Here is a 13,913-nt window from a genome sequence, read left to right as displayed (position 1 = left end):
CAGCTGTTTGGTGCTGCCTTTTAAAAGAAGAAACGTATACCGGCAATAAGTGCGATGCCTATGAGTATAGTTACGGTTAGGCTACGTGTGATGAGTGCGATAATAACGGTTGGGATGGTTACGAGGATGTACGGGATGTTAAGTGTGTAACCTTGAACGCCTTGTTCTTGCACAATGATACCGTCTAGGATAAGCGCTGTGAATAATGTGATTGGGATGAATGATAACCATTTAATGACGGTTTCTGAGAGATGAATTCTTGAAATCATTAAGAATGGTATGATTCGAATGATAATGGTTACGAGTCCACATAAAACGATTAGGATTAACATATGCCAAGATGTTGTCATCGGTCCATCACCACCCCTAATGTTGCTGCGAAGATTGATGCGAAAAGAATAGCGACGTAAGATGGCATGAACCAACTTAAGATGAGCATCATAACGATCACGCATGCAATTAATACAAGATATATTTTTAGTTTTGAACGTGTGATAGATTCAAATTGAGCCATTGCTAGAAAGATGAACATAGCTGTGATAGCGAAGTCTAACCCCAGCATTTCTGGATTAGAAATATATTTACCGAATATATGTCCTGCCATGCTTGCAAGTGCCCAGAAGATATACGCTGTAAGATTAAGACCGTGTAACCAGCGATCGTTAATTGTCTCCCCTTTCAAGTGAGGCGTGATGGCTACACCAAACGTTTCGTCAGTAAGAATAGAAGAGAGGCCTATACGATTCCACAAGCCGTAATCTTTATAATTAGGTGCGAGTGTCATTGATAAGAGAAAGAAACGCGAGTTTACAATTAATGTCGTTAGGACAATTGCGGATGTAGGCGTACCTGCGATGACAAGTGCGCAAATGATGAATTGCGCTGCCCCTGCGTAAACGAGTAAGCATAGTAAGAGAATTTCTAAAATGCTAAAATGTTGCGCTGCCACGATTCCAAATGACAATCCAATTCCAACGTATCCTAATAGTGTTGGAATACATTCTTTGACACCTTGTTTAAATGTCACATGTGACGTCATTTAAGTACCCCCTTTTATTAAATTTTGAATTAAAGAACATAAATATTTAAGTAATAAGATTAGTCTAATACACGCTTACCATAGTGGCAACAGTCTAAGACGGAGGTTTGTGTGAAGTTAGACTGAAAGAGGTGTAAAAACGTTGATTTGACAATGTTTTTGAATATTGTGACTTTAGCTAGTTGAGGTAGAATTACCCCAATTGAAGCAGTCTAATTCCACTCATTTTACTGTGTTACTTTAATAAGAAAAAGTGATTTATAGATACAAAAAACGATGAGGAATCTGATCATCCTCATCGTTTTTAATAACTAATATTTAAATGTTAGATTAGTCGTTTACTGGACGGATTTCAGTTTTACCACCCATGTAAGGTACTAATGCTTCTGGGATTGTAATTGAACCGTCTTCGTTTTGATAGTTTTCAACGATAGCTGCGAATGTACGACCTACCGCAAGACCACTACCATTTAATGTGTGTGCTAATTCTGGTTTAGCAGAAGCATCGCGTTTGAAGCGGATGTTTGCACGACGCGCTTGGAAATCAGTACAGTTTGAGCAAGAACTGATTTCTTTGTAGTCATTGTAACTTGGTAACCAAACTTCTAAGTCATATGTTTTACTTGCACTGAAACCGATATCTCCAGTACATAAGATAACACGACGATATGGTAAACCTAATTCTTCTAAGATTGATTCAGCATTTTGAGTCATATCTTCTAAAGAATCCCAAGAATTTTCTGGTTGTTCGAAACGAACCATTTCAACTTTGTCGAATTGGTGTAAACGGATTAAACCTCTTGTATCTCTACCAGCTGAACCCGCTTCACTACGGAAACATGCAGTTTGAGCAGTGAATCTTTCAGGTAAAACGCCTGGTTGAATCACTTCGTCTCTGTAGAAGTTTGTTAATGGAACTTCTGCAGTTGGAATTGTGTATAATCCTTCTTTTTCAACTTTAAATAAATCTTCTTCAAATTTAGGTAATTGACCTGTACCAAACATAGTGTCTGCGTTAACTAATTGAGGTGTCATCATTTCAGTATAACCATGTTCAGTTGTATGTTTAGTAAGCATGTAGTTCATTAATGCACGTTCTAATAATGCACCATCTCTAGTTAAGTAAACAAAACGTGAACCTGAGATTTTAGCAGCACGTTCGAAGTCTGCCATTTTTAATTCTTCAACTAAATCCCAGTGTGCTTTAGGTTCGAAATCAAACTCACGAGGTGTACCCCATTTTTTGATTTCAACGTTATCTTCATCAGAATCACCTTGTGGCACATCGTCTGCAATTAAGTTAGGAATACGAATTAAGATGTTTCTAATTTTATTATCTACTTCGTTTAATTTAGCGTCATTGTTCTTGATTTCGTCACCAAGTTCACGCATTTCTTTAATAACGTCGTCAGCATCTTCTTTATTACGTTTCTTTTCAGCGATTTCATCACTTACTTTGTTACGACGCGCTTTCATTTCTTCAGTTTTACCGATTAATTCACGACGTTGATTATCTAATTCTAATACTTCGTCAACAACCTTTGGATCGTCTCCACGTAATTCAATTTTGCTCTTAACTTTGTCAGTTTCATCTCTAAATTGTCTGATATCTAACATGTACAATTCATCCTTCCCATTTTTGAAAAAATTTATTAAGAATGGTCGCTACTTTTAAATAAATAAAAAAAGACCACATCCCTCACAAGGGACGTGGTCTACGCGTTGCCACCCTATTTAACAATTTAACACATAAATAATGTACTAAATTGCACTTTCCTAAAATAACGGTTATTACCGATTGCTCACAATTGTAGGTAGATTCGCATAATCATCAATTACTTGTTCACACTCAACACAAGCTCTCTGAAATTAACGTATTATGTTACTTGGCCTACGAACAATAACTTATTAAGTTATTTTTAATATAGCAAAGTCTTTTAGAATTTTCAAGCAATTGCTAATGTTAAATTTACTATTTAGGAAAACGCTATCATTTTCAGCAATTAAAGCTCTTAAATATTTCTTATAATAGTGTTGACGAAAGTCTCTTGTAGGTATAGTATTTTCTATTGTATTTAAAACTCATGAATGTCTGACCTTTCTCTATAAAGTTAAAGTTCAGACTTGGAAAATATATGTCATAAGAGGACTGAACGTAAAGACAGACTTCTTAAAGAGGGAGGGTTTTGTTCATGGAAACATTAACTTCTGTTAATATTCCAAAACGTAAAGATGAAACACATAAAGGCGATTACGGTAAAATCTTATTAATCGGTGGTAGTGCAAACTTAGGTGGCGCTATTATGTTAGCTGCACGCGCTTGTGTGTTTAGTGGAAGTGGTTTAATTACAGTCGCTACACATCCAAATAACCACGCGGCTATTCATTCTCGTTGTCCAGAAGCAATGGTAACAGATATTAACGATACTAAAATGCTAACAAAGCTCATTGAAAATACAGATAGTATCCTAATTGGTCCAGGACTTGGCGTTGACTTCAAAGGAAATAACGCAATCACATTTTTACTACAAAATATTCAGCCCCACCAAAATTTAATTGTTGATGGTGATGCGATTACAATATTCAGTAAATTGAAACCAGAACTTCCAACATGTCGCGTTATCTTTACGCCACATCAAAAAGAATGGGAACGTTTAAGTGGTATTCCTATTGAAGAACAAACTTATGATCGTAATAGAGAAGCTGTAGATAAACTAGGTGCCACAGTGGTGTTGAAAAAACATGGCACAGAAATCTACTTTAAAGATGAAGACTATAAACTTGGAATTGGTACGCCAGCTATGGCAACAGGCGGCATGGGAGATACACTTGCGGGTATGATTACAAGTTTTGTTGGCCAATTCGATAGCTTAAAAGATGCTGTGACGAGTGCAACCTATACACACAGTTATATTGGTGAAAAACTTGCTGAAAAAATGTACGTCGTACCACCTTCACGTTTAATTAATGAAATCCCATACGTAATGAAAGAATTAGAAAACTAATATTTAAAATGAAAACGCTCTGATATTCCCATTATAAGAAAATCAGAGCGTTTGTTTTATATGGAGCTAGAAATGGTAAATAAATTTACACACACCTACGTTAATAATTCTAAAAATAGATAATGAAAATTAACTACTAAAACTCATAAAATAAATAATAAAGTATATAAGTGTGTTGTACTTATGTAAGAAATTCTAAAGATAAACTACGAATGACGTTGTGTGACTCCTGAGGGAGCTAGGTTTATTGATGAACTTAAGCGCTGTACCCTTAAGTAAGTAGTTCTAAAATGGATAATGTAACGTAGTTGAGCGACGCCTGAGGGAGCAGGATGAGTGTCGAGACCGTGGTTCGACCCAGCCTCCTAGGCAAGCGGCTCAACTTAAGTGAGTGAACATCTATCTAAGAACGACTTTATAAGACTACAGGCTTAAGCCTTTCCCGCAAGAAAGCGTCGCAACAAAATGAGTAACATTCATCTAAGAACTTCTTTACAAGACCAAGGCTCGACCCAACCCCCTAGGCAAGCGTCTCAACTTAAGTGAGTGAAAATCTATCTTAGAACTCCTAAAAAATAAGACTACCTTCACGAGAGGGTAGTCTTATTTTCGAATTATTATTCGTTATCGCTATCGTTTTCTGAAGCATTTTCAATATCTTCATTCACACGATCCATGAAGTCTTGTCTAAGCTCAACACGTTCATTACTATCATCTTCAGAAGCTATATCTTCTGTTGCTTCCGTATGAAGCGCATTGCCTGGCGTAGTATCATCTACAAGATGTTCACTTGGACTTTCTGTACTTTCCGCATTAGATGTATCTTCTGCTTGAGCCACTTCTGCTACATCTTCATCTTCTGTATTATCTTGAACTTTAGCCACAGTAGAAACAGATTGATTATCGCCCAGTTTCATTAGACGCACACCTTGCGTTGAACGACCAGTTTGAGAAATATCATCTACTTGTAAGCGAATAATGACGCCACCATTTGTAACCATCATTAAATCTTCATCGCCCGTCACTGTAGTGATACATACGATATTACCATTACGTTCTGTAATCGTAGCAGTTTTAACACCTTTACCACCACGATTAGATAAACGATATTCACTTACTGGCGTACGTTTGCCGTAACCATTTTCAGTAACAACTAAAACTTCATCTTCACTATCTGCATGCGCGACGTCTAAACCAACTACGACGTCACCATCACGTAATGAGATACCACGTACACCTGCAGCTGTACGACCTAATGGACGTAAACTGTTCTCAGAGAAGCGGATAAGTGATGCGTGAGAGGTACCGATTAAGATATCTTGGTGACCATCTGTTAAACGTACAGCAATCAGTTCATCATCTTCTTTAAATCCAATCGCAATCTTACCGTTTTTATTGATATGTGAGAAGTTGCTTAATGCAGAACGTTTCACAATACCATTCTTAGTCGCAAATACTAAGTAACTATTCTCATCTTCAAGATCTCTTACCGCAATCATTGTACTAATTGCTTCATCGTTCTCAAGTTCAATCGCATTAATAACTGGAATACCTTTCGATTGACGAGAAAGCTCTGGCACTTCATAACCTTTAAGTTTGTAAACGCGTCCTTTATTCGTGAAGAATAGCACGTGGTCATGCGTACTTAGCGTAACTAATTGGCTGACAAAGTCTTCTTCAAGCGTATTCATACCTTGTACGCCACGTCCACCTCTATTTTGAGAACGATATGTTGAAACAGGTAGGCGTTTAATGTAGTTATTATGACTTAATGTAATCACAATTTGTTCTTCTGGAATTAAGTCTTCATCTTCTAAATCATCTAAACCACCTAATTGAATTTCTGTACGACGTTCATCGCCGAAACGCTCTTTGATTTCGGTTAATTCATCACGGACTAATTGAAGTAACACTTCTTCATCTGCTAGAATCTTCTCTAATTCAGCAATATAGCCTAATAGTTCATTGTATTCTGATTCAATCTTGTCGCGTTCTAAACCTGTTAAACGTCTTAAACGCATATCAAGAATAGCTTGTGCTTGGCGTTCTGAAAGCTCAAAGCGTTCTTGTAACGTTTCCATAGCAACTTTATCTGTATCAGATTCACGAATGATAGAAATGATTTGATCGATATGGTCTAACGCAATACGTAGCCCTTCTAAAATATGTGCACGGTCTTTCGCTTTCTTCAAGTTATATTCCGTACGACGACGTACGACGATTTTTTGATGTTCTAAGTATTCAACTAACGCTTCTTTTAAATTGATTAACTTAGGACGTCCATGTACAAGGGCAATCATATTCACACCAAATGATGTTTGTAATGGCGTTTGTTTATATAAATTATTAAGAATAACATTCGCGTTAGCGTCTTTACGCACGTCAATCACAATTCTTACCCCTGTACGTAAACTTGTTTCATCACGTAAGTCTGTAATACCTTCAATTTTTTTATCACGTACAAGTTCAGCAATTTTCTCAATCATACGTGCTTTATTGACTTGATATGGAATTTCAGTCACGACGATACGTTGACGGCCACCACCACGTTCTTCGATTTCTGCACGGGCACGCATTTGAACAGAACCACGTCCTGTTTCGTATGCACGTCGGATACCACTTTTCCCTAAAATTAAGCCCGCTGTAGGGAAGTCAGGGCCTTGGATATCTTCCATAAGTTCTGCGATGGTAACATCAGGATTCTTACTTAAATGTAATACACCATTAATGACTTCAGTTAAATTATGAGGAGGAATATTAGTAGCCATACCTACTGCGATACCTGAAGCACCGTTAACTAAAAGATTGGGGAAACGAGAAGGTAAGACTTCCGGCTCTCTTTCAGTGCCATCATAGTTATCTAAAAAGTCAATTGTATCTTTGTTGATGTCGCGTAACAGTTCCAATGTAATTTTAGTCATCTTCGCTTCTGTGTAACGCATAGCCGCAGCACCATCGCCGTCCATTGAACCAAAGTTACCTTGACCATCTACAAGTGGATAACGATAGCTAAACGTTTGTGCCATTCGAACCATGGCATCATAGATTGAAGAGTCGCCGTGAGGGTGATATTTACCCATAACGTCCCCGACGATACGTGCTGATTTTTTATATGGTTTGTCAGGTGTCATTCCTTGTTCATTTAAACCATATAAGATACGACGGTGTACAGGTTTTAAACCATCACGCACATCAGGTAATGCACGTGAAACGATAACGCTCATTGCATAGTCTAAGAATGATTCACGCATTTCGCTGGTTATATTTCGTTCATTAATTCTTGATTGAGGTAAGTCAGCCATCAAGATATCCTCCTTCTATCATCACTTAAAAATGAATAGTCAGACTGTTAATACATTTTATCGCTTAACAGCCTGTGCTATAACTCATGCAGATAAGCAACAAATTAGAAATCTAAATTTGCATAAACTGCATTTTCTTCAATAAATTGTCTTCTATTCTCAACAACGTCGCCCATCAACATTTCAAACGTTTGGTCGGCGTCTAAAGCATCTTCAAGTTTAACTTGTAACATCATGCGGTTTTCAGGATTCATCGTTGTTTCCCATAATTGATCCGCATTCATTTCACCTAAACCTTTATAACGTGAAATCTGCCATTTCGGTGTAGGGTTAAGTTCAGATTTTAATTTATCTAATTCACGATCATTAAACACATAGTATTTTTGTTTACCTTGTGCCAATTTATACAATGGTGGTTGGGCGATATAGACGTATCCCGCTTCAATAAGTGGACGCATAAAACGATAGAAGAATGTTAATAATAACGTTCTAATGTGCGCACCATCGACATCAGCATCTGTCATGATAACGATTTTATGATAACGTGCTTTAGAAATATCAAATTCGCCACCAATACCTGTACCAAAGGCTGTAATCATTTGACGAATTTCATTGTTATTTAAGATACGGTCTAAACGTGCTTTCTCCACATTTAAAATCTTACCTCTTAACGGTAAAATCGCTTGTGTCTTAGAGTCACGGCCTTCTTTTGTAGACCCCCCGGCAGAGTCACCCTCTACTAGGAAGATTTCACTTTCTTCTGGCTTTTTACTAGAACAGTCTGCAAGTTTACCTGGTAAGCTTGAGATTTCTAGGGCAGATTTACGACGTGTCACTTCACGTGCTTTTTTAGCAGCTACACGTGCACGTGAGGCCATGATACCCTTTTCAACAACCGTTCTAGCAACGTTAGGATGTTCATATAAGAATCTTTCAAAGTGCTCTGCGAATAGTTTATCCACAATTTGACGCACTTCTGAGTTACCTAGTTTCGTCTTAGTTTGACCTTCGAATTGAGGATCGCCGTGTTTAATTGAAACAACGGCAGTTAAACCTTCACGTGTATCTTCACCAGATAAACGCTCTTTATCATCTTTAATGATTTTACTGTGTGTACCATAACTATTAAGCACACGCGTTAACGCACGTTTGAAACCATCTTCATGCGTTCCGCCTTCGTACGTATGAATATTATTGGCATAAGATAATAAATTCGTTGCGTAGCCACTGTTGTATTGCATTGCAATTTCAATTTCTACATCGTCTTTAGTTTGGTGAATATAAATTGGTTCATCGTGGATAGGCTCTTTGTTCTCGTTTAATAATTCAACGTATGATTTAATACCACCTTCATAGTGATATGTATCTTCACGCTGTTCTTCTTCCTCACGTTCATCTCTTAATGTGATTGAAATTCCTTTATTTAAGAAAGCCAATTCTCTAATACGTTTTTGAAGTGTTTCATAATTATAAATTGTTGTTTCAGTAAAGATTTCTGAATCAGCTTTAAAGCGAATCACTGTACCCGTTTTCTCTGTTGTTCCAACTTCTTTAAGATCAAATTCAGGTATACCTCGTTTATAAGCTTGATGATAAATTGTATCGTTACGATGAACGTAGACTTCTAACTTCTCTGATAAGGCATTTACAACAGATGACCCTACGCCGTGAAGTCCACCAGAAACCTTGTATCCGCCACCGCCGAATTTACCGCCGGCATGTAATACAGTTAAGATAACTTCTACTGCTGGGCGTCCCATTTTCTCTTGAATATCAACAGGAATACCACGACCATTGTCAGTTACTTTAATCCAGTTATCTTTTTCAATAATGACTTCTATCTCATTGGCATAACCAGCTAGTGCCTCATCGATACTGTTATCAACAATTTCCCATACTAAATGGTGTAAGCCTCTTTCTGAAGTTGAACCAATATACATACCAGGTCTTTTACGAACCGCTTCTAGTCCTTCTAATACCTGTATCTGTCCAGCACCATAATTATCTGTGTTGTTTACATCTGACAATGTATTCACCATCACTTTCTCTTACTTAATAATTTCACCTTGACTGATTCGGTAGAGTTTCGCATTATTCATAATCTCATGATCGATGCCCTCTACTGATGTTGTTGTCACAAAGGTTTGTACTTTATGTTGAATCGTACTTAATAAATGGGTTTGACGAGAATCATCCAACTCACTCAGTACGTCATCTAATAACAAGATGGGATATTCTCCTACTTCAATATTCATTAATTCTATTTCTGCTAACTTGATGGATAATGCCGTCGTACGTTGTTGCCCTTGCGAACCATACGTCTGAGCATCCATGCCATTAACGTTAAATCCTAAGTCATCTCTATGCGGACCATATAAGCACACGGCACGCTCCATTTCGCGTTTAATATTGTCATTTAACAAAGTAATCACTTCGTCTAACAGTGCATTAGGGTCTTTCTCTGTATCGCTTAACTTAATACTTGGTAAATACTTTAATGACAATGTTTCACGCTCATTTGTAATACCGGAATGGATCGGTTTAGCTAGAGATTCAAGCTCTTTTATAAAATGGTCACGTCTTAACGTCACATTAAGCGCATATTGCGCAAATTGTTGATTTAACACTTCCAACATCGTTGTGTCGGTCTTGTGACCAAGCTGTAACTGTTTCAAATAGTTATTCTTTTGCTTAAGAATACGTTGATATTGAGCTAAATCGTTTAAATAAACTGCAGATATTTGACCTAGTTCCATATCTATAAAACGACGACGTATTTGAGGAGACCCTTTGACAATATTCAAATCTTCTGGCGCAAAAAGAACCACATTAAGATGTCCAACATATTGCGTTAGTCGACTTTGCTCTAAGTGGTTCACTTTAACTTGTTTACCTTTTTTAGTTATAAACATTGTCAGTGGCATTGTTCCGTGTCTATAACTTAGCTCACCTTCTATTTTAGCATAATCCGCGTTAAATCGTATGAGCTCCTTATCATTAGACGTACGATGACTTTTTGCTAAAGCTAGCGTATAAATTGATTCAAGTAAATTTGTCTTCCCTTGGGCATTTTCGCCAATAAGAATATTCACTTCAGGATGACAATTTAACGTAACCGCTTCATAGTTACGATAATTTTCTAGTTGGAGTGTTTTAAGCTTCATTGTTCACCTTGATGAATAATGATTACAGAATCAATTTCAGGAATATCAGGGAAATCAATTCGATCTTGGTCAGCTAGTTTTTTACCGCGACGTGTTTCACGTTCACCGTTAATTAAGACTTCATAATCTTGTAAGAACCATTTCGCTTGTCCACCAGACTCTATGATGCCTTCTGTTTTAAGAAATTGACCTAACGTGATGTCGCCATCAACTACGACTTCTTGAACCAAAATAATCACTCCGTTTCTTTATGTGTCATTAATATATTATATCTTTTTTAGGATTAAATTTCATTTAAAATGAAATGTGAAATCGCTTACTTTAAGAGAAATTTTTATGAAAGTAGTTTTGAGAGAATTTTAGCTGTGATTTAAGGAGTTTGAAGCGGCTTTTTTATTTTTTGAAAATGCTAATTTCATACGTTGGGAATTTGTACATATCCAAATTTTAATTTTAAGGCCTATTTTAGCTTAAAAATAAGAAAAACAATATTTATCCACAAGTCATTCATTCTTTTGCCATAGTGGACGGCTGAGAGGGCTTAAAATGAATTTCCAACGATAAAAAAGGCCACAATGATTTTTAAAGAAAATCATTGTGACCAAAATCAACCTATCATCTCTAATAAGTTCTGATTGGTAAAATTAATTGGGTTACTGAATCATCGTTCTTAGGTTTAAGAATAAATGGTTTCATCGTACCAAAGAATTCAACTTCAACTTCATCATTATCGATAGCTTTTAAAGCATCCATCATATAACGAGAGTTGAATGAAATCTTCAAGTTGCCCCCTTCAACATCAGTTGCTGTAACTTCTTCTTTAACAGTACCGATTTCAGGAGATGTTGAAGATAATTCTACTACGTCATTACCTGTACTTAATTTAATAACATTGTTACCACCTTCACGTGCAAGTAATGAAGCACGATCGATTGCATGGTAGAACTCGCCATTGTCTAATCCTAATTTAATTTCATAATTCTCTGGGAATAATCGTGTTGTATCAGGATAATGTCCTTCTAATAAACGTGAAATGAAGTTGACGTTACCTACTTTGAATAACACTTGGTTAGATGCAAAGAAGATATCGATGTCTTCATCACTGTCACTCATAATTTTGTTTAATTCAGATAATGCTTTACCTGGAATGATGACATTTTTATTTTCTGATTCATCTTCAAGTTGTAACTTTCTTACAGCCAAGCGATGTGAGTCAGTGGCAGTGCATAATAATTCATTATCTTGTATAAGCCAGTTGACACCAGTTAATACTGGTCGTGTTTCTGAGGTGGACACTGCGAAGTTTGTTTGTGCAATGATATTTTTAAGTACTTTCACTGATAATTGAATCGCGTCATCACGTGAAACTTGTGGTAATAGTGGATATTGATCAGGATCTAAACCACTTAAGTTAAATTCTGAATGACCTGATGTAATCAATGTTTGGAACTGTTCATTGGTTGATAATTTAACGTCTTTACCTGGTAATTTTTTAATAATATCTACAAAGAAACGACCAGGAAGTACTACAGAACCAGTTTCAGCAATAGTGACAATGTCTTCACCATCTACTTGTTTTGGAATAGTGATTTCAATAGAGATTTCAGAATCTGAACCAGTAAGAATCACTTCGTTGTCTTTAGCGTCAATCTTGATACCTGTTAAGATTGGTAAAGTTGTTCTTGGTGAGATTGCTTTTAGTGTGTCATTTAACTGAGTAATAAAATAATCTCTTCTAATTGTGAATTCCATTATTAATTTAAACTCCTTCCAGTCGTTTATATATAAATTATATAGGTTTTAAAATCATAGTAATAGTAGTAGGGCTTGTGGATTAGTGGATATCTTAGTAAAAGTCTTAAGTGTCAAAGTTATACACATGTGGATAAACTGTTGATGGTGTGTATTACTTTTTAACACTATCCACATATCACTATTTATATTTTAAATCATTTAAGATAACTTTGAACTTAAAAATCTAGCCTCTAAAGTCACTTTTTTATTTCCCACTTTAAAAAATTATAATCTGTTATATAACAGTTATCACTTATTGCTTGCGAATTTCCTTTTCCAGATCTTCAACTTCTTGTTTAAAGATGCTATCAGCCTTAATGTCATTCGAAATTTTTTCATGAGCATGAATGACTGTCGTATGATCACGGCCACCAAATTCTTCACCGATTTTTGGTAATGAAAAATCAGTCAGTTCTCTAGATAGGTACATTGCGATTTGACGTGGATATGCGATGGATTTTGTACGTTTCTTAGCACTAAAGTCTTCAATGCGAACATTGTAATAATGTCCTACAACTTTTTGAATATCTTGAATTGAAATCTTTTTAGATTTAGGAACTTGAATAATGTCTTTAAGTGCTTCGGCTGCTAATTCAGTTGTGATAGGTCTTCCTTGAAGTTTTGAATAAGCAAGTAAACGTGTTAATGCACCTTCTAATTCACGAATGTTAGATTGAATTTGGTTGGCAATGTAATTAAGTGCTTCAGCAGGTATTTCTAAATTTTCTTCTTCGATTTTCTTTTGAAGAATAGCCATACGAGTTTCATAATCAGGCGGTGTAATATCAACGATTAAGCCCCATTCAAAGCGTGAACGTAAACGGTCTTCAAGCTTGGCAATTTCTTTAGGTGGGCGATCACTTGAAATGACAATTTGTTTCTTATTTTGATGTAACTCATTAAAAGTATGGAAGAATTCTTCTTGTGTTTGCTCTTTATTCTGAATAAATTGAATGTCATCAATAAGTAAGACATCAATATTTCTATATTTCTCTCTGAATGCTTCTGGTTCATTGTTACGAATAGATTTAATGAAGTCATTTGTAAATTTTTCACTAGAGGTATAAAGCACTTTAGCGTTTGGTTGATTACTTAATACATGATGCCCGATTGCATGCATCAAATGCGTTTTACCTAAACCAACGCCTCCATAAATAAATAATGGATTATAGGCTTGAGCGGGTGCTTCAGCGACAGCTAAGCTTGCTGCATGAGGAAAACGGTTGCCAGGTCCAATAACGAAAGTATCAAACGTGTTGTGTGTATCGAATTGATCGGTACCAACATGAGGTTCTTCAATCGCTTGGGTCTTAGTTTCCTCAGTCTTTGAAGACTTGCGACTCGTTTCATCGAGTTCAGCTAACTGTTCAGCAGTGAAAAATTTTGGATCAACTTCATAACCAATAATATCTTTCATAATGTTTTGTATAACGTCTTTGTAATTGGCATTTAACCAATTGGCGTAAAATTCATCAATGACAAAGATATATGCAACATTATCACGAATTTCTTTGAGTTCTGTATCTTTTAAAAACGTATTAAAAGTAGTCTTTGAGATTTCTGTTTGAGCAACCTCTAATACCTTTTTCCAAATTTCTTGTTCTGACAT

10 protein-coding genes and 1 other annotated feature are annotated in these 13,913 nt (G+C 36.2%); of the genes, 1 reads left to right on the top strand and 9 read right to left on the bottom strand.

All coding sequences use genetic code 11. The features are described 5' to 3' along the window. Positions 1-20: 20 nt before the first annotated feature. The 3 genes from MT340_RS00050 to serS all read right to left on the bottom strand — a co-directional run bounded on the left by MT340_RS00050 (position 21) and on the right by serS (position 2,656). Entirely contained in the window at positions 21-350 is a 330-nt protein-coding gene (locus MT340_RS00050) for an AzlD domain-containing protein (RefSeq protein ID WP_243588237.1), read from the bottom strand. Further along, positions 347-1,039 (bottom strand): AzlC family ABC transporter permease, encoded by a 693-nt coding sequence (locus tag MT340_RS00045; protein ID WP_243588236.1) that lies wholly within the window; start codon positions 1,037-1,039, stop codon positions 347-349. The genes MT340_RS00050 and MT340_RS00045 overlap by 4 nt, the downstream gene beginning before the upstream one ends. Positions 1,040-1,369: 330 nt before the next feature. Further along, positions 1,370-2,656, bottom strand: a complete 1,287-nt coding sequence (gene serS, locus MT340_RS00040; RefSeq protein ID WP_243588235.1) for a serine--tRNA ligase — start codon at positions 2,654-2,656, stop codon at positions 1,370-1,372. 84 nt (positions 2,657-2,740) lie between these two features. Then, positions 2,741-2,945 (bottom strand) — a binding site (T-box leader). A 286-nt stretch (positions 2,946-3,231) separates the two neighbouring features. Here serS and MT340_RS00035 point away from each other — a divergent pair. Continuing rightward, positions 3,232-4,044, top strand: coding sequence for an NAD(P)H-hydrate dehydratase (locus MT340_RS00035; protein ID WP_243588234.1), 813 nt, complete (start codon positions 3,232-3,234; stop codon positions 4,042-4,044). Positions 4,045-4,661: 617 nt separating this feature from the next. Here MT340_RS00035 and gyrA read toward each other — a convergent pair. From gyrA to dnaA, 6 genes are all read right to left on the bottom strand, one after another. Next, a complete protein-coding gene (gene gyrA, locus MT340_RS00030; protein WP_243588233.1) occupies positions 4,662-7,346 on the bottom strand; it encodes a DNA gyrase subunit A in 2,685 nt (894 codons plus the stop codon). A 104-nt stretch (positions 7,347-7,450) separates the two neighbouring features. Next, entirely contained in the window at positions 7,451-9,385 is a 1,935-nt protein-coding gene (gyrB, locus tag MT340_RS00025; protein WP_243588232.1) for a DNA topoisomerase (ATP-hydrolyzing) subunit B, read from the bottom strand. A gap of 9 nt (positions 9,386-9,394) precedes the next feature. After that, positions 9,395-10,510: a DNA replication/repair protein RecF gene (gene recF / locus MT340_RS00020; protein ID WP_243588231.1), complete on the bottom strand. Its 1,116-nt coding sequence runs from the start codon at positions 10,508-10,510 to the stop codon at positions 9,395-9,397. After that, positions 10,507-10,749: a S4 domain-containing protein YaaA gene (gene yaaA, locus MT340_RS00015; protein WP_174694733.1), complete on the bottom strand. Its 243-nt coding sequence runs from the start codon at positions 10,747-10,749 to the stop codon at positions 10,507-10,509. Before yaaA ends, recF begins: the two co-directional genes overlap by 4 nt. A gap of 382 nt (positions 10,750-11,131) precedes the next feature. Then, positions 11,132-12,265 carry a DNA polymerase III subunit beta gene (gene dnaN, locus MT340_RS00010; RefSeq protein ID WP_243590202.1) on the bottom strand — a complete coding sequence of 378 codons (1,134 nt, stop codon included), beginning with the start codon at positions 12,263-12,265 and terminating at the stop codon, positions 11,132-11,134. A 292-nt stretch (positions 12,266-12,557) separates the two neighbouring features. Continuing rightward, on the bottom strand, positions 12,558-13,913 hold the full coding sequence (dnaA, locus tag MT340_RS00005) for a chromosomal replication initiator protein DnaA (protein ID WP_243603441.1): 1,356 nt from the start codon (positions 13,911-13,913) through the stop codon (positions 12,558-12,560).

Origin of the sequence: Staphylococcus sp. NRL 16/872, from assembly GCF_022815905.2 — a bacterium.
In the GTDB taxonomy this organism is placed as follows: domain Bacteria; phylum Bacillota; class Bacilli; order Staphylococcales; family Staphylococcaceae; genus Staphylococcus.
The sequence above is the reverse complement of the archived record's forward strand: the minus strand, read 5'-3'. Positions and strand labels throughout refer to the sequence as shown.